This is a genomic window from Bradyrhizobium sp. S3.7.6 (assembly GCF_054061875.1).
In genome coordinates this window covers 6,129,691-6,146,164 of record NZ_JBSSEQ010000001.1, presented here as the reverse complement: position 1 = coordinate 6,146,164, position 16,474 = coordinate 6,129,691, and the positions used below count along the sequence as shown (strand labels likewise).

The window sequence follows — 16,474 nt, the reverse complement described above, 5'->3', positions numbered from 1 at the left end:
GCCCCGGTCATGCGCCGGGGCCTTTTTGTTTGGGACGAAGTCTTTCGGTAGAGAGAAGGCCAGACCCTCACCCTGAGGAGCGCGCTCTTCGCGCGCGTCTCGAAGGGCGAGGCCACCGGCCGGGCCTGCATCCTTCGAGACGCGCGTTTCGCGCTCCTCAGGATGAGGAATAGGTAGCCGCGTTAGCCGTTTGGCGGCTCGCTACCGCCACCGTCTGTGCAGCCACAGCCACTGCTCGGGATGCTCGCGCACCCAGCCTTCCACCACGCTTGTGATCGCCTGCGTCGTGCCCTGGATGTCGATCTTGCCGTCGGCGTCGCGCACCGGCGGGATCTCCTCGGTCAGCTCGCCGCGGAAACGGTTGCCGGGCAGGCGGATGATACGGACGCCGTGGATCGGGCATTCGACCTGGCGCAGCAGGCGCGCCAGCATCGGATTGGCGCGGGTCTTGCGGCCGAAGAAGGTGACCTCGACGCCGCCGGTCAGGTACTGGTCGATCAGCATGGCGACGTGCTTGCCGTCCTTCAGCGCCTGCGCGAGGCGCAAAGGCGCGTCGCGCCCCGCAGCGATCAGCGTGCCCATGTTGACCTGGCGCATCTCCTGGATGATGCGGTCGGCAGAGGCGATGTTCGGCCGGCGATAGAGGATCGCAGTGTCCAGCCCATGCGCGACGGCGGCGAGCGCCGGCAGTTCCCAGTTGGCGAGATGGGCTGCAAAGATCAGCGCCGGCTTGCCGTCGTCGCGGATCTGGTCGAACAGCTCGATGCTGCGCTGGGGCAGTTCGATCCGGCTCTTTTCCGGATGATCGCGGTCGTAATCCCAGACTTGGTCCATATGGGCGAATTCGGCACCGACGCGGCCGAGATTGTCCCACACGCCCATCAGGATGGTTTCGATTTCTTCCGGCGACTTCTCCGGAAATGCCACGGTGAGGTTGGCGCGGCCGATGCGGTGCTCGCGCAGGCGCGGGCCGATCGTCTTCACCACGCGGGAGAAGAAGTCCGAGGTCTTGGCCGGATCGAAATAGCGCGTGGTGCGCAGCATGCCGACGGTGGTGGCCCCGATCAGGCTTCCGCCGAGCGACTTGGCAGCCTCCCGCGCGCGGGCCTTGATGCTCGCAGGTAACAGCGCCATGCGTCCGGTCAGGCCGGTTCGCGGGTCAGGATCAGCGAGGCGTTCTGGCCGCCGAAGCCGAACGAGTTCGACATGACCGCGGTGACGCGGGCATCGCGCGCCTTGTTGCCGACGACGTCGAACAGGATCGTGGGATCCGGATTGTCGTAGTTGATCGTCGGCGGAATGCGCTGATGCTCGAGGGTGAGCAGCGAGAAGATCGCTTCGACCGCGCCCGCGGCCGAGATGGTGTGGCCGACCATCGACTTGTTGGAGGTCACCGGGATCTTCTGCGCGAGATCGCCGAACACGGCCGATGTCGTGTTGAACTCCATCTTGTCGTTCTCGGGCGTCGCGGTGCCGTGCGCGTTGATGTGGTCGATCTGGTCCGGCGTCATGCCGGCATCGGCCAGCGTCTTGTTCATGCAGCCGATGATCGGCTTGCCATCAGGCGAAGAGCGGGTGCGGTGGAAGGAATCGGTGAGCTCGCCGCAGCCGGCGATCACGCCGAGGATTTTTGCGCCGCGCGCGGTCGCTGCTTCGTAGCTTTCCAGCACGAGGGCGCCGGCGCCTTCGGCCATGACAAAACCGTCGCGGTTCTTGGAGAAGGGGCGGGAGGCCGCCTGCGGCGGATCGTTCTGGGTCGACAGCGCCGAGAGCAGCGAGAACCGCACGAGAGCTTCGGGGTTCACGGTGCCGTCGGTTGCCACGCACAGCGCGGCATCGGTCTCGCCGCGGCGGATCGCCTCGACGCCGAGCTGGATCGAGGTCGCGCCCGAGGCGCAGGCCGTCGACAGCGAGATCGGCGAGCCCTTGGTGCCGAAGGTCTCGGCGAGATAAGCTGCTACCGAGCCGAACATGAAGCGGTGGTGATAGGCGCTGTACTTGCCGCCGCCGGAGATGCGCAGCAGATCGTCATAGGTGATATCCTGCGCGCCGACGGCACGGCCGAGCTCACGGCGCTGCGGCCACTCGACTTCGACCGGTGCAACCGCAAGGAAGAGCGGACCGGGGAAATCGGCCTTGGCGCCGATGCCGGCCTGCGCGAGCGCTTCCTGCGTGACGAGCTCAGCCATCCGCTCGGACAGGCCGGTGGAGGAGAACGGATCGACGCTGACGAAATCGACCGTGCCGGCCATCGTCGTCCTCAGGCCGTCGACCGGAAAGCGCGTGATGGTGCGGATGCCGGATTCGCCGGCCACGAGCTTCGCCCAATTGTCGGCCTTGCCGTTGCCGAGCGAGGTCATGATGCCCATGCCGGTGACGACGACGACGGGACGCCCGAGTTTGTCGCGTGGTGCAGTCATGTCGATCCCCCGATTGAGCTAGAGCATCCGCCAAAGCGCGACGCGCTTCAGCTTACGGCCTCGACCAGAGCCATGCCCTCGCCGCGCCAGTGTCCGGCCCCCACCACCACAATCTGGGTGGGCGCGCCCTGCATTTCAATCTCGGTCCCGGTGGAATCGTTCGGCGGGAACAGCGCACCGCGCGAGATCGACAGCGCCGCGAGCGCGATGCCAAGCGGGAATTGCGTTTCCATGGCGTGGCCGAACATCGTGCCGGTCGAACGCACCGGGAAGTCAGCATGGCCCTTCAGGAAGCCGCGCTCCTCTGACGTCGCGGGCTCCGCGCCGGTCGCGCCCGATATGATCGCGCCCTTGCCCTCGCGCCTGGGCAGCTTTTCCCAAAGCTTCTCCAGCGTCGCGGCCGTGTCGCCGGGTTGCTTGCGCCGGGCGAGGTCGGCAACGACGCTCGACAGCTTTGCGAACGGCTTTGCGCCGCGCGCTTCCGCGTGCGCCTTCGATTCCAGCACCAGGAACGCGCCGGCAGATCCCAACGCGAAACCGGGGTGATCCTTGCGCGCCCACACCGGAGCAAACTTGTCTTTCAGGTTGAAGTCGCCGAATTCGTAGAGGACCATCAGGTCTTTGCGCTCGCCATTGTGGGAGCCGCCGATCAGCGCGATGTCGCTCTCGCCCGAGGCGATGCGCGCGAGCGCAATGCGCGCCGCATCGGCACCCGCGACCTCTTCGCCCATGAAAGTGCGCGAGGTGCCGCCGAGACCGTGCACGATGGCGATGTTGCCGGCGAGCAGGTTCGAGAGCTGGGCCAGGAACAGCGTCGGCCTGAGATCGCTCATCAGCCGTTCGTTGAGGAAGCCGGGCGCATTGGCGCCCTTGACCTCGGCCGTGAGCACGCCGGAGTCGACATTGAGGTCGCGCTCGCCGCCGCCGGCGGCCACCACCATGTCGATCTTCGACAGGATGTCCTTGTTGCCCTTGATCCCGGCGGAATCGAGCGCAAGGCCCGCGGCATAGGTGCCGATGCGCTGCCAGGCTTCCATCTGGCGCTGGTCGCCCTTCTTCGGGATCTGGCTGTCGAAGGTCACAGGCATCAGGGGATGCACGATGCAGGGCGCAAAGCCCTTCTCGTCGACATTGATGCGCTTGTCCTGAAGCGCGGCCCAGTTGGCGTCCAGGCCTTCGCCGAGCGAGGTGGCAAGGCCAATGCCGGTGATCCAGACTTCCGTCTGGCCGGGCTTCGAAGCAGTGTCAGTCATGGCGATCCGGCCTGTTGCGGGAAGCCGACGCGTTTGGCGACCGCGTCCATGAAGCCGCGCATATCCGCATTGGGGAAGGGGATCTGCGTGAAGGTGAGCGTCGAATTCGCGCGCAGCTTACCGCCGACCTTGATCTTGGCCTCGGTCACCGCATAGCCCGAGCCCTGATGCGACAGGGTCGCCTCGATGGTCATGAGATCGCCGGGGAAGACCGAGCCGCGGACCTTGGCCTCCTTGACGGCGGCCAGGATCGGCATGCGCTCGAACTTGAGCACGCCGAGCTGAAGCCAGCCCGAGGCCTGGGCCATCGATTCGATCAGGAGCACGCCGGGCATCAGGGGATAGCCCGGGAAGTGCCCCTCGAAGATCGTGCTCTCCTTGGGGACCAGGGCTTCGACGACAATCGTCTTCGCGTCGACGTTGAGGTCGACGACGCGATCGATCATGTGGAAGTATTCGAGTTGCATGACCGCGCGCTTAGGCGCTCGCGCCCTTGGCCGCAACCAGTTCGTCGATGCGGGCGCACAGATTTTTCAGCACGAAATACTGCTCGGTGGTCGCCTTGCCGTCGTTGACCTCCTGGGTCCATTTTTCCAGCGGCAGCTTGATGCCGAACTGCTTGTCGATCGCGAACGCGATGTCCAGGAAATCGAGGCTGTCGATGCCGAGGTCATCGATGGCGTGGCTATCCGGCGTGATCGTGTCGCGCGGGATGTCGCAGGTTTCAGCGATGATCGTAGCGACCTGATCGAATGTGGAGGACATCACTAAGCCTTTGATATATTGCTGATATTTGTCTGAGGTTCCAGAGTGGAACGGTGGGTGGGCATCGCGCCCCGATGACGCCCTCAACCCCCCCCTCTGGCCGGGTCGAAAGCCCGTATATCGGAGCGCCGCCCTGAGTTCAATGGAGCCGGGCGGCCCCGGCGACAGGGCTGGGGATGCCGTCGGCGGCCTTTTCACCCGGGGGGTGCCTAGATATGGGGCGTCGTGATCTTGGCGCAGTCGCGGCGGCCCCATCAGTACGCAATCCTGGGTGCGGCGCAGGTCGGCAATGCTCACCGCGAGCCAGATCCCGATCGCGGTCAGCGCGATGGTGAAGGCGAGCGCCGCAATATTGGCGAGCATGCGGTGGCGGAAATTGTCCGGTTCCGGGCGGGGCTTCTCGTAGCGCGACAGGTCGAGCGGCTCGGGCGCGACGCGCAGCGGCTGGACGGTACCGCTGCCCCGTTGGACCGGCGGGGGAGACGCGTTGCGCGGCCTGAACTGGAGCACCCGGTGCTCGTCATCCGAGCTGATGGGCCGCTGTGTTTTCATGGTGCGGGGATCACTCCGAAGCAGCGGTTTTTAGATAGCATACGTCGTGAATGCCTTGCAGAAAATCTTCTCAACGCGCACGTGCATTGCGCTTTCGCACTATCTTGCATGGCATATTTCCGGAGCGGCTCGCGAGCGAACGCGGCGCCGGCTGTCAGGTCGGTGACAGGAAGCGGAGGTTGCGTTGCAACAACACCGCCGAAGCACGCACCGTCGGCTCCCGTGAACATCTGCTTGTGATATCCGCGGCCGGATCGAACGCATTTTGCCGCCGCGGGGCCCATGGCATAATCAAGGGAACCGGACCACCGGTTGCAACCATGTGAGGGGCCTTCATCATGACCACCACCAACGCACGCGAACCGAGAGTGCATCCGGTGCCGATCCTGTCGCTCCGGCCGACGCAGATGACGGTCGGCATGCGCGAGGTCAAGGAGAAGCGCAAGCGCTGGCGCGAGCACGGCAAGAAGAAGCAGGCCGACCTGCTCGGCAATCACATGATCCCCGTCGTCTACGGACCGGACCAGCGCTACTACGTGATCGACCATCATCATCTCGGCCGCGCATTGCACGACGAGGGCGTCAAGGAAGTGCTGGTGACCGTGGTCGGCGACCTCAGAATGGTCGAGCGCGAAGCTTTCTGGGGCGTGATGGACAACAAGCGCTGGGTCTATCCTTACGATTCCAAGGGCGAGCGGCGTCCGTTCCGCGATCTGCCGAAATCGGTCGTCGATCTCAAGGACGATCCGTTCCGGAGCCTTGCCGGCGAGCTCCGCCGCATGGGCGGCTTCGCCAAGGATACCACGCCGTTCTCGGAATTCCTGTGGGCCGACTTTCTGCGCCGGAAACTGACGCGCAAGGCGGTCGATGCCAATTTCGACAAGGCGCTCGAGAAGGCCCTGTCCGCGGCCAAGAGCAAGGACGCTATCTATCTGCCCGGCTGGTGCGGGCCGGCGGATGACGATTAGGCGCAACCGCTCGCATCAGTCGCGCTGAAAGATCTTGGCGCCGGGGTAGACGCGCCGGGCGTAGCTCACGACCAGCGCGCGGTCCTGGGTTGCCAGGAAGGGCGTTCGGATTTGGCACGAGCCGACGACGAGGTGCCACAGACATTGAGCCTCCGGATGACGACGTTCATTTGAGCAATCCTCGATGACTCCGCGTTCCCGCGAATACTGCTTATCGCGGCAGTCTTGCGATTCATGATCGTGGTCGCTGGCGCGAAATTCCCGTTGCCGCTCGCGACCGTCGCAAGACAACGACGATGATTATTAGTTGGTTACGGCGCGGCGGCCCGAGAAGCCGGATCTCATCACAGCCGCTTGAGCGAAGTCATTTTCTGCAGGGATGAAACCGTCCTGAAACAGAGCCACCCCATCTCTGGTGGGTAGTCGAGCTCACACAGGAGGCCGAAATGCGCCGTCTGGTTTTCGTAATCGCCTTGCTCGCAGTCGCCACAGCAGGAATCTCGGCATCGTTTGCTGCAGTTCGCCACGCCAAGACGCTGACATTCTCTGAGCGCTTTGCTCCGGCGCTCGAGTTGATGGCGCAGCGCTAGCGGTGTAGCGCCTCGCAGTCGCCGCTACGCAACGGTGGGACGATCACTTCTGGTGCTGCGGGCCGGGTGAGGACAGAAGGCGTTCGATCTCGGCGGCTGCCTCGCCGTTGCGCGCCTTCTGCAAGAGTGTGTGGCGTTCGGTGCCGGCGGGCAGCTTCTTGGCCGCGGCGCGGGCGTCCTGCGTGAACCTGTTCAGGCGCTCCTGGAGTGACAGGGCCGGTCGCGTGCGGTTGCGCTTCTTGGTCATGGCTGCACCTTTCCGGCGCAAAGCCAACCATGGGGAGGCGAGTGGCGTCCTTAACTTTTGTTGGAACCGGGGGCGTGGATCGCGGGTTTTTCATTGCAGCGGCGCTTCGGCGCCAGGGATTGCAATACAGATCCCACCTCATACCAACCGGAGCTAGCTCGCGTGCCTAGCGATACGATCCGTGCTGCGCTTGTCAGGCGTTTGCGTACATCTTCAGGCATCTCGGACGACGACGTGAAGGAGATCGAGGCGCTCCCAATCGCGGTTCGTCAATATCCGGCGGAGGCGCCCGTGGTGCACGACGGCGAGCGCGCAACCGATTGCTGCCTGATCGCAGATGGCTTCTGTGCGCGTTCCAAGACGATAGCAAGCGGCAAGCGTCAGATCCTCTCTATCCACATCCCCGGCGAGATCCCCGACCTGATGAGCCTGTTCCTGCATGTGATGGATCACGATCTGTCGACGCTGACGCCATGCACGCTCGGCTTCATCAGTCACGAAACGCTGCGAAAATTGCACCAGCGCAGTCCAAGCGTCGCCGAGTTGTTCTGGCGAGACACGCTGATCGACGCTGCCATGTTTCGCGAATGGATCGTCAATGTCGGCCAGCGTCCCGCGCCCGCAAGGCTTGCCCATGTCATGATCGAGCTGCGCGAACGCCTCCGGGTCATCGGGCGTCTTGACGGCAACAGCTTCGAGATGCCGCTGACCCAGGAGCAGATCGGCGAAGCCCTGGGAATCACCGGGGTGCACGCCAACCGCGTGATCAAGCAGTTGCGGCAGGAGGGCATCGTCGAGCTGCACCGCGGCCGCGTCACGGTGCTGGACGAGCGGAAATTCTTGGAACTTGCCGATTTCGACGGCCGTTACCTGCATCAGTCGCCAACGCTTTGAGGCGCGCAGGCGACTTGACCTACCGCAAATTCGTATCGGTGCAGGGCGCTATGGTCCGTCGGCATGATTGCCGAACCGGTGTTGCCTGAATGTCGAGGGCGCAGGTGGCTCCGAGTCATGCTGACCCGGAGGCATCACCGTGAGCGCAATCTTTCGCATTCTGTTCATCGTTGCCGGTGCCATCACCGCGCTGTTCGTCGCGCGCGATGCCCTGAATTTCACGATCATCCAGACCTTCGTTGCCGTTCTGCTCGTCACCGCCATCGTCGGTGTCGGAAGCTTCTGGAGCCAGCGACGGAAAACGTGACGGATGTGAGAGCCGCGTGCTGGCGCAGCCGGCTAGGTCCGCGGCGGCGCGTCCGGAGACGTCTCCGCGGTGTGCGCATCCCCCTTGCCGCCGAGCATGCGGTGCAGCCGTCGCTCGATGTGGCGGCCCACCGTCAGCAGCACGAAGGCGAGCGCCAGCGCGACGGCGACGATCTTCCACTGTCCGGCGCCGCAGACGATGCCGATGCAGGCCGCGAGAAAGGTGCAGGCGGCGCTGGTCAGCCCGCGGACGCGAAATCCCATGCTCTGATGCACGATGACGCCGGCGCCGAGAAAGCCGATGCCGGTGAGGATGCCCTGGATGACGCGGCTGGTGGCATCGGCGACCCTGGTTGGCTCGGCGAGCTGCAGGGCGAGCAGAACCACGGTCGCCGTGGAGAGCCCGACGATGCCGAGCGTCTTCAGCCCGATCGGTTTGCCGTGCAGGTCGCGGTCGAGGCCGATCGCGCCGGCGGCGACGGTCGCGGCACCGAGACGAGCAAGGATTTCGGACCAGTCGAGCTCCGTCATTTTTTCGGCAAGCGCCCCATCAGGTAAAACTCCTCGTTCGGCCTCATGCCGGTGAAGTTTGCCAGCCGATTGGACAGCGCGAAGAAGGCGGAGATCGCGGCGATGTCCCAGATGTCGTCGTCGCTGAAGCCGTGCGGTGCAAGCGCCCCGAAGTCCTCCTCGGAGACGCGCTGTGCGTCGGCCGAGACCTTCATCGCGAAATCGAGCATCGCCTTTTGCCGCGGCGTGATGTCGGCCTTGCGATAGTTCACCGCGACCTGGTCGGCGATCAGCGGGTTCTTGGCGCGGATGCGCAGGATCGCGCCGTGCGCGATCACGCAATACTGGCACTGGTTGGCCGCCGAGGTCGCGACCACGATCATCTCGCGTTCGGCCTTGGTGAGGCCGCCGTCCTTCTCCATCAGCGCGTCGTGATAGGCGAAGAACGCGCGGAACTCGTCGGGCCGGTACGCCAGCGTCAGGAACACGTTCGGCACGAAGCCGCTCTTCTCCTGCACGGCGAGCAGGCGCGTGCGGATGTCGTCGGGGAGCGTGTCGAGGGCGGGTGCGGGGAAGCGTTGTGAAGGAGGAAGGGGCATGACGATGTTCCGGATGGGGCTCTCGGGGAAGCGCGGAACATAGTCGATCGCAGTCCTTAGCGCAAAGCGCATGCGCGGACTACATCCTGGCTAGCGCAGACAGAGCCGAGGCTCTCAAAGAGTCTTCAAATATTCGAGGAGTGCCTTCTTTTCGTCGTCGCTCAAGCGCGTGCCATAGTCATGCCCGCACCGGCTGTTTCCTGAATTGAGGTCATTGCAATCGGTGACTGGACGAGTTGGCCCCTCTTGTGTGACGTCAAGACCAACATTCTTGATGTCGTATCTCGCGCCAACTTTGAATTGTGACATGCGCTTCGCAGGCGGTACGAGCAATTCCGCCAATGTCGGCACCGAGCCGTTGTGCAAATAAGGCGCCGCGGCCCAAATTCCCTCCAGCACGCGAGCTTCATACTCGCCTCTGTTGAGGGTCCGCTCAAGAAGCGTCCCAGGTTCGATCGTCAGGCTTTCTGGCTGGTTCGGAGGTTGCGCGCTGCTGGGCGGCGCGATGGACGCCTTGACCGGAGCCGGTGACAGAGAGAGGGATGTGGAGGGCGCCTTTTGGGCGTTGGGAGGCAACGAGGAGCCAAAGCCGTCACCGGGGCCGACGTCGCTCCCCAGATACAGCTTATTGTCGAGGATCGCTCCGGCGACTGCACTGAACATCATGTGGACGGCATAATCCTCCTCCTCGAGGTGCCTGGCGATCAACGGGATACCTGCTCCCTTCAGCGCGCCGGTCTTCACCCTCCAACCAAGCTCGTCGAATTGACGTGTGTCGGTGCCGACGTTCTGAACCGGCGTCACCCACGTCGTAACAAACAGGTCGCGCAGGGCACGGACTTCCTTCTTCTCGTGACACCCCTTGCTGCACTGCCTCTCGAAGATTTTTTGACCGTCTTTAGCCAGCTTCGAGTCGATAGGCCAATCTGATGGCCATTTTGGCGGGCCCATCTTCTGGAGCAATTCCTCAAGTCGTTTCAGTCCATCGAAGTTGATGGAGTTGGCATAGTTGAAGAACGGGCCGAACGAGCGCCTTGGTTCGAAGTTGCCGAATGCGAGAGCCTGTCCCGCGTTCCGGGCTAGTGCGAAGACGCGGTTTCCATTCAACACAAAACCGGCCCAGTCGGTCTGGTTCTGCATCGGTGAATTCCACAGGAAAGGATAGCGCACCGGAGCATCGCCAATCTTCATGTTCTCCGGGATCAAAAAATCGGGCGGCGGCCCAACGTCGGTGCCGGATATGCGGTTGAAGATGATCCCGATCGCGTCCAGACGTCCGGGGCCCCAACCAACTGGCGGCAATGTACCGGTCACGAATGCATGAACGCGCCGGTGCCATGCATCAACCCTCTGACGTAGTGCGGCAACATCGGCAGCAGAAGGTGTCGCAGGTTGGGAGACGGCCGCAGCAAATGCAGCGAATGCCGTGTCGCTTGCGGTTACGTCTCCTACCGCCTTGTCCAGGTCGCTCAGGAACTCCTGGAAATCCATAAACGCCGGACCGCCGTCGATGCGGTACGTCTTGCCCCCAACTTCAACCTGCCGCGTGTGACACGCGGAGCATGTTATCCCGACCATCTGGGACTCTGCGGGACCCGTGGTGTGGAGGCCGACGGGGAGGTTGGTATTATTGCCCGGATTTGGGAGAAAGCCGTATCGGGTAAGACCATCCGAGAGGAACGGTTGTCCGTCCTTCGCTTTCAATGCCCGTAACCAGGTGAGGTTGATTAAGCGGGAGCCTTGGTCGCGCGTGTAGTAGTCAGCCCTGTCTTCCGCTGTCCATGTCGGGCCTTGGTCGACATATATCGGATCGCCGAGAGCGGTCTCAATTCCCGAACTTGCAGCGACGACCAGCGCAAAGCGAATGAGGAAAGCGACACGACGCATCGCATGAGCCTCCGTGAACTACAATTGAACCACCCGTTTTCTCGAAATCAGAATTTGTGGAGATATGCGCAGCTCGGCGAGACGCAGCTCGCCCGGTAGCGACGAGAGCTGTCAGAAATAGCCGTCCGATGCTCGAGATTGTACTTCTTGGCAAAGTCCCGTCAAGGTCGTTGCTCCGGGTCGGAGCCCCGGATTGCATGCCGCGCCCGTTGAAGCGCGGCGAGCCCACGAAACGGGCCCGGTGAACTGGTGTGTCTCGACACGAGCGGCCTTGCTAAACCGCGAGCCGGGATCCGTCCCAGGCAACAATGCCAAACTGATCGCAAATCGCGTGCATCTCGGCGAGATCCTCAGCGACGCGGGCGGTGCCAGGCTTCGCCTCGGCGAGCAGTCGCACCCTCAAACCAAGACATTCGACAATCAGCCATGGGTTCCTGATGGTCCTGGCGATGGAAAGAGCGTCATCCAAGGCGCTCAGGCCACGTTCGGATTTCCCGTCCCGAACGAGAGCCTCAGCGTAACCCGCATAGAGAAGGCAGAGCTCGATCTGGCCTGTCCGCAGATGCGTGCCGCTCTCCATACGGGCGTCTATCAGGTCGACGGCCTGATGTGCCTGGCCTGTTCGTGCCAGAGCGGTCGCCATTGCTCCGGTCAGGTTGGCCTTGCTGGCATCGTAGCCGTTACGTTCGACGATCTCCCTTGCAATCGACAAGCATTCCACAGCCTGGTCATTTCGATGGAGCATGAGGAGATTTCGTCCCATCGTAATGCGGGCGAGCACTTGCCCATATGAATCCTGTTCGCGAACTGCGATCTCCAATGCACGCAATGCGAATCCGAGCGCCTCCGCATATTGACCTGTTGCATTCATGAACCAGCTCCTGAATGCCAAAACCGTGCATTTTGGACCGGCCGGTGTCCCGAGACGGGCAGTCTCGAGTTCTCCTGTGAGCATTTCATTCAGTTCGTCCATCGCCGCAATCGCGCGATGGACGTGGCCCATGCTGTGCAACACATTTGCCATGATGGTCTGATTTGAAAATATGAGTGCAGTCGATTTCAGCGCTCGAGCCGTCCTCAGTCCCTCGCTCGTTATTTGCAGCCCTTCTTCATACCGGCCCTCAAACCAGTAGACCATCCCGAGTTGCGACTGGACGCTGCACACGTGAGCAATCCTGCCTTGGCGCCGCGCCAGCTCCAACGTCCGTGGCAAATGCATATTTACTTTTTTGAATTCGCCGAGTTGCAGCATCGAAGCGAAGCTCATTCGACCGAAGTCGACATATTTTTCTTCGGCGGCTTCCCCAAGACGCTCGATGAGCTTGAGCGCCCGGTCGTATATCAAACTGAGCGATGAGGCTGCGGCGTTCCGGCGCGCTTCGACGGCGGCGTCCCAGAGGTAGCCAAGTGCAGCATCAGCATCTCCGGCTTCCTCTGCATGAAAGGCCAACTGTTCGTAACGACCATCCAGATTCGGGTAACGCCGAATGATCGCCTGGACAGCGGCCTGGTGGATTTCCAGACGCCGGCCACGCGGTATCGTGTTTGCACAGGCCTCGGCGATGATCTGATGCCGGAAACGCACGGAGTTACCCGCAAGCGGATGGACAAAAGCAAATCGGGCAAGCTCGAACAACGCAGTCAGCAGCTCGCCTACGTCCACGCCGAGCACCGTCGTAGCCAATTGGATTTCGACCTCCTCTCCCAGCAGGCTGAGCGTCTGCACGAATGCCTTCAACTTCGGAGAAAGCCGTTGCAGGCGCGCATGAATCACGGACTCGACGCTCTGAGGCAGCGAATGTTCGCTCGTTGCGTTCGTCGCGTCCGCCGAACGCAAGAACTCTTCCAATACGAAGGGGACGCCGTCGGCGCGATCGATTGCTCTCGCAAACACGGTCGGGGATCGAGTTTTCGGCCACAATTGGCGTCCCAAAGCCTCCATGCAGGCCCGCGACAGCGGTTGTAGATGAATGAGCGAGTCCGCAATCTCCATGGACTGGTCTGATGATTCCGGACGTCCGGTCAGCAATATGCAAAGCGGCTTTGGGGTACTTGCGCGCGCGAGCAATTTCAGGAAATGGCGGCTTTCCGGATCGATCCACTGGAGGTCTTCGATCAGCAAGAGAGTTGGTCTATCAAGCGCCAATGCGAGGAAGGCATTGACAAGTGCACGTGCAATTTGCGTTTGCGTATTGTCGGTCAATCGTTGGCGAGAGGACGCTTTTCCGGCGATGAATAGGGCTTCGAGCTTTCTGCGATCGGCTGCCTCGATGTGCAGTTCCGCGAGAGCCTCACGAATATGTGCATCCGAAGATGAGCTGTTTGCAGCGAGCATGTCGCCCACCAAGGTGCGGGCGGCGGCGAATGCGGTGGCACGTTTCTGTACGCCGCCATAAAAGACGCAGCATCGCACGTCGGATGTCAGTGCCTCGGTCATTACGGCTGTCGCAAGGCGGCTCTTACCGATACCTGGTTCGCCCAGCAGCGTGACGGAGCAGCTTTTGGCGCCCGGGCGCGGGAGGAGCTCCCGAAGCGCCGCAAGTTCGTCGACCCGATTCACGATCGGATTTTGATAGCGGCTGGCGATTTCGTTGTGATCGACATCGTCCGGCCGGGCATTTAGCGTGTAGGCCTCGATGACCCGATCGGCGATTCCCGAAGTCGTCTTGTGCGCCGTAAGGCCGAGTGGCGATCGGCACAGCTTTGCGGTTTCGGCGCTAACCCTGATCTCGCCTGCCGCTGCTTCCTGCTGCAGCTTGGCAGCAACGTGCACGGTCGCTCCGGCAACGTCGAAGCGGGCGATGGCATTTTTGCCGCCTATGCGTAAGCCGACCAGGCCGGAGTGAAGTCCGACGCGAAAATTGACCGGATCTCCCCTGGGGCCGGACGACTGGCTATGACTCTGAATGTCCCAGGCTGCGATGCACGCACGATCCGCATGATCCTCATATGCGGTTGGCCAGCCGAATATGGCAATGCCACCGTCTCCCGCATAGTGGACAATCTGTCCCCCGAGACGCTCCACGGAGTTGCGGATGTGATCCAGCCACTGGTCCAAAAACGCTTGAGCTTCATCGGGATCGCAAGCCGCGATGTGGCGAGTTGAACCCACCATGTCGACGGCGAGCACCGTTATGATGTTACGATCCGCAATATTGGCACCGCCCACGGACATCTTCGCGCCCCGCGTGCTCAAACCGGCTCTAAAAGGCAAAGGTAGCACGAAGGACAAGCCTTGGGCTATCCGCGAGACGCGGCCTTGAGCCGCGATATCCGGGGGCATTCCCCGTCTTTCACGACTGTCCGCTGTTCGGGAAATTCCAGAGGCGATCGTGATTGAATCGAGGGGCCGCGGCGTACTGGATGCTCCGGTCAAGCCGGGGCATGACAGCGGAATTTGCCGAAGCGGTGTCCGTTCCTTACCGCAGTGGCTTCTTCAGCAGCGAGAAGCGATCCGGGTCCAGCCCCATCGAGGGCTGCAGCATCGGCGCTTCGGCGGTCGCGAGCGTCTTTGCGGGCGGCTGCGAGAACACCGGGTCGTTCGGCACGTCGCGTTGCGAGGTGGCGCCGCGCCAGCGCTCGAGCACGGCGCCGACGAAATGCATGTCGTGACCGGAGGTGACCGACGGCACGCTTGAGATGGTGGCTTCGCCGCGCGGCAATTGGTGCGGCGGCACCTCCTTGAAGCGCAGGCGGGTCGGCAGCGCGACGCCTTCGCCGAACGCCAGGACTTCGCGGGTGCCGAGTGATGGCACGAAGGACAGCAGGTTCGCGGCGGCATCCGACACCGCGGCGCGCAGCAGCGCCTGGTCGCGCTCGTTGGCCAGACGCATCGTGAACAGCGTGTTGCACTGGGAGATGATGGTGGCGTCGAGCTCGGCTGGACGTTGGGTGATGAGGCCAAGATAGACGCCGTATTTGCGGCCTTCCTTGGCGATGCGCGACACCGCCTTGCGGGTCGGGCCGAAGCCGACATTGCGGTCGGCGGAGGCATATCGGTGCGCCTCTTCGCAGACGAACAGCATCGGCGACACGCCGTCGCTCCACAGGCCGAAGTCGAAGGCCATGCGGCACAGCACCGAGACGACGGAATCGATGACCTCGGCCGGGAAGCCGGCGAGCTGCATCACCGTCATCGGCTTGCCGTTGGCGGGCAGGCGGAACAGATGGCTGATCACCTCGGCCATGGTGTCGCCGCCGACATTGGCGTTGTCGAACATGAAGGCGTAGCGCGGGTCGTTGCGGACGGCCTCGATGCGCGAGATCAGCTTGTGATAGATGATGCGAGAGGAGCGGTTTTCCAGCTTGCCCATGCGCTCGTCGATCAGCGAGATCAGATCGACCAGGCGGTATGGCACCGGCGTGTCGACGGTGAAGCCGACCTGCTTGGGATCGATGCGCTTCAGGCCGAGCCGATCGGTGTTCTGATACTGGGTGTAGATGCCCTTGGCGATCGGGATCACCTCGGCGAGGACGTCGAGCTCCTCGGGCACGCCGGCGCGGCCGCCGAACAGCACGTCGACGATTTCCTCGAAGTTGAACAGCCAGAACGGCAGCTTCAGGTTCCGCGGGTTGAGCACCAGCGCGCGATCGCCGAAGCAGCGGCCATATTCGTTGTGCACGTCGAGCAGGAAGATGCGCAGGTTCGGGCGTGATTTCAGGATCTCGTTGAGCAGCAGCGACACGCCGGTGGATTTGCCGACGCCGGTCGATCCCAGCACCGCGAAATGCTTGGAGAGCATTTCCTCGACGTCGACATAGGCGACGACGGAGCGGTCCTGCTGGAGGAAGCCGACATTGATCTGGTCCGATCCGGTCGGCGCGTAGATCGTGCGCAGCTCCTGGCTCGTGATCAGGTCGACGGAATCGCCGATGGTGGGATAGTTGGTGACGCCGCGCTGGAACTTGGCCTTGTCGGCGGCATTGTGGATTTCGCCGAGCAGGTCGACCGACGCGATGGCGATGTAGTCGGAGCTCGAGAGGTTCTCGCAGGACACCTCGGTGATCATGGCGACGATCACCGAGCTGGCGCAGCGGATGCTGACGAAACGGCCGACGGTGGCCCGAATTTCTGAGACCGGCATCTGGCTTGCCGCCAGCAGCCCGACCCGGGCGAGCGACCCGCGTACCGAAATCACGCGTCCAAAGGATGTCACGATGAATGAACCTGGCATGAGCAAGGGGTTTAACCCTGACTATGCGTGCCGCGGCTGGACAAACGGTTAAACGGCAGGCGCGGGGGCTTTGTTAAATCTGCGACAATTCGGTTGAGAGATTTGCTCCTAATGCATACTTGCGGGCGGAATCGGTAGGGGGATGCCGCTTTTCTAGGCCGATAGGCCCGACAGCGCTTAAGGAAGATTTTACCATTCGGCCAGTCGGTCCGCCGTTCGGGGATGGAGGTCATCCCGGCTGGCGCGTCACTCGATCCGGACGGCCATGTTTTGATTTGTTGACGGGACCTAATCATTTGTACATTAGTA

General features: G+C 62.7%; 16 protein-coding genes and 1 pseudogene. 5 read left to right on the top strand and 12 right to left on the bottom strand.

Going from position 1 to position 16,474, the window contains the following annotated elements; translation table 11 throughout:
• Positions 1 to 201: 201 nt before the first annotated feature.
• The 6 genes and pseudogenes from ACVJ5M_RS30385 to ACVJ5M_RS30360 form a co-directional block, all read right to left on the bottom strand.
• On the bottom strand, positions 202 to 1,134 hold the full coding sequence (locus tag ACVJ5M_RS30385) for a lipid A biosynthesis lauroyl acyltransferase (RefSeq protein ID WP_063983969.1): 933 nt from the start codon (positions 1,132 to 1,134) through the stop codon (positions 202 to 204).
• Between the two features lie 8 nt (positions 1,135 to 1,142).
• A complete protein-coding gene (locus tag ACVJ5M_RS30380; RefSeq protein WP_063983968.1) occupies positions 1,143 to 2,420 on the bottom strand; it encodes a beta-ketoacyl-ACP synthase in 1,278 nt (425 codons plus the stop codon).
• Positions 2,421 to 2,467: 47 nt separating this feature from the next.
• On the bottom strand, positions 2,468 to 3,673 hold the full coding sequence (locus ACVJ5M_RS30375; protein ID WP_063983967.1) for a beta-ketoacyl-ACP synthase: 1,206 nt from the start codon (positions 3,671 to 3,673) through the stop codon (positions 2,468 to 2,470).
• Positions 3,670 to 4,140 carry a 3-hydroxyacyl-ACP dehydratase FabZ family protein gene (locus ACVJ5M_RS30370; RefSeq protein ID WP_063983966.1) on the bottom strand — a complete coding sequence of 157 codons (471 nt, stop codon included), beginning with the start codon at positions 4,138 to 4,140 and terminating at the stop codon, positions 3,670 to 3,672. The genes ACVJ5M_RS30375 and ACVJ5M_RS30370 overlap by 4 nt, the downstream gene beginning before the upstream one ends.
• Before the next feature lie 10 nt (positions 4,141 to 4,150).
• A complete protein-coding gene (locus tag ACVJ5M_RS30365) occupies positions 4,151 to 4,438 on the bottom strand; it encodes an acyl carrier protein (RefSeq protein WP_007592476.1) in 288 nt (95 codons plus the stop codon).
• Positions 4,439 to 4,647: 209 nt separating this feature from the next.
• Positions 4,648 to 4,990: pseudogene (locus ACVJ5M_RS30360) on the bottom strand (hypothetical protein).
• 338 nt (positions 4,991 to 5,328) lie between these two features.
• Between ACVJ5M_RS30360 and ACVJ5M_RS30355 the strand changes: the two are divergent.
• Both ACVJ5M_RS30355 and ACVJ5M_RS30350 read left to right on the top strand, forming a co-directional pair.
• Positions 5,329 to 5,958 carry a ParB-like protein gene (locus ACVJ5M_RS30355; protein WP_063983964.1) on the top strand — a complete coding sequence of 210 codons (630 nt, stop codon included), beginning with the start codon at positions 5,329 to 5,331 and terminating at the stop codon, positions 5,956 to 5,958.
• A 446-nt stretch (positions 5,959 to 6,404) separates the two neighbouring features.
• The gene (locus tag ACVJ5M_RS30350; RefSeq protein ID WP_166094525.1) at positions 6,405 to 6,548 is read left to right on the top strand and encodes a hypothetical protein; all 144 of its coding nucleotides are present in this window, start codon (positions 6,405 to 6,407) and stop codon (positions 6,546 to 6,548) included.
• Between the two features lie 43 nt (positions 6,549 to 6,591).
• Here ACVJ5M_RS30350 and ACVJ5M_RS30345 read toward each other — a convergent pair whose 3' ends face one another.
• Positions 6,592 to 6,795, bottom strand: coding sequence for a hypothetical protein (locus tag ACVJ5M_RS30345; RefSeq protein ID WP_063983963.1), 204 nt, complete (start codon positions 6,793 to 6,795; stop codon positions 6,592 to 6,594).
• A 162-nt stretch (positions 6,796 to 6,957) separates the two neighbouring features.
• Here ACVJ5M_RS30345 and ACVJ5M_RS30340 point away from each other — a divergent pair, with 162 nt between their 5' ends.
• Positions 6,958 to 7,689 carry a Crp/Fnr family transcriptional regulator gene (locus ACVJ5M_RS30340; protein WP_063983962.1) on the top strand — a complete coding sequence of 244 codons (732 nt, stop codon included), beginning with the start codon at positions 6,958 to 6,960 and terminating at the stop codon, positions 7,687 to 7,689.
• A 139-nt stretch (positions 7,690 to 7,828) separates the two neighbouring features.
• Complete coding sequence (locus ACVJ5M_RS30335) at positions 7,829 to 7,996, top strand: hypothetical protein (RefSeq protein ID WP_166094532.1); 168 nt, start codon at positions 7,829 to 7,831, stop codon at positions 7,994 to 7,996.
• A gap of 32 nt (positions 7,997 to 8,028) precedes the next feature.
• On the opposite strand, the gene ACVJ5M_RS30330 is transcribed toward ACVJ5M_RS30335, so the two are convergent.
• The 5 genes from ACVJ5M_RS30330 to ACVJ5M_RS30310 all read right to left on the bottom strand — a co-directional run bounded on the left by ACVJ5M_RS30330 (position 8,029) and on the right by ACVJ5M_RS30310 (position 16,000).
• Positions 8,029 to 8,526, bottom strand: coding sequence for an MgtC/SapB family protein (locus tag ACVJ5M_RS30330; RefSeq protein WP_063983961.1), 498 nt, complete (start codon positions 8,524 to 8,526; stop codon positions 8,029 to 8,031).
• On the bottom strand, positions 8,523 to 9,104 hold the full coding sequence (locus tag ACVJ5M_RS30325; RefSeq protein ID WP_063986449.1) for a peroxidase-related enzyme: 582 nt from the start codon (positions 9,102 to 9,104) through the stop codon (positions 8,523 to 8,525). The genes ACVJ5M_RS30330 and ACVJ5M_RS30325 overlap by 4 nt, the downstream gene beginning before the upstream one ends.
• A gap of 114 nt (positions 9,105 to 9,218) precedes the next feature.
• The gene (locus ACVJ5M_RS30320; protein WP_063983960.1) at positions 9,219 to 10,991 is read right to left on the bottom strand and encodes a di-heme-cytochrome C peroxidase; all 1,773 of its coding nucleotides are present in this window, start codon (positions 10,989 to 10,991) and stop codon (positions 9,219 to 9,221) included.
• A gap of 274 nt (positions 10,992 to 11,265) precedes the next feature.
• The gene (locus ACVJ5M_RS30315; protein ID WP_231144587.1) at positions 11,266 to 14,160 is read right to left on the bottom strand and encodes an ATP-binding protein; all 2,895 of its coding nucleotides are present in this window, start codon (positions 14,158 to 14,160) and stop codon (positions 11,266 to 11,268) included.
• A gap of 250 nt (positions 14,161 to 14,410) precedes the next feature.
• Positions 14,411 to 16,000: an ATP-binding protein gene (locus ACVJ5M_RS30310; RefSeq protein ID WP_224580704.1), complete on the bottom strand. Its 1,590-nt coding sequence runs from the start codon at positions 15,998 to 16,000 to the stop codon at positions 14,411 to 14,413.
• On the opposite strand from ACVJ5M_RS30310, the gene ACVJ5M_RS30305 reads away from it, so the two are divergent.
• Positions 15,999 to 16,217 (top strand): hypothetical protein, encoded by a 219-nt coding sequence (locus tag ACVJ5M_RS30305; protein WP_231144588.1) that lies wholly within the window; start codon positions 15,999 to 16,001, stop codon positions 16,215 to 16,217. The two genes, ACVJ5M_RS30310 and ACVJ5M_RS30305, sit on opposite strands and share 2 nt — an antisense overlap.
• The last annotated feature ends 257 nt before the right edge of the window (positions 16,218 to 16,474 follow it).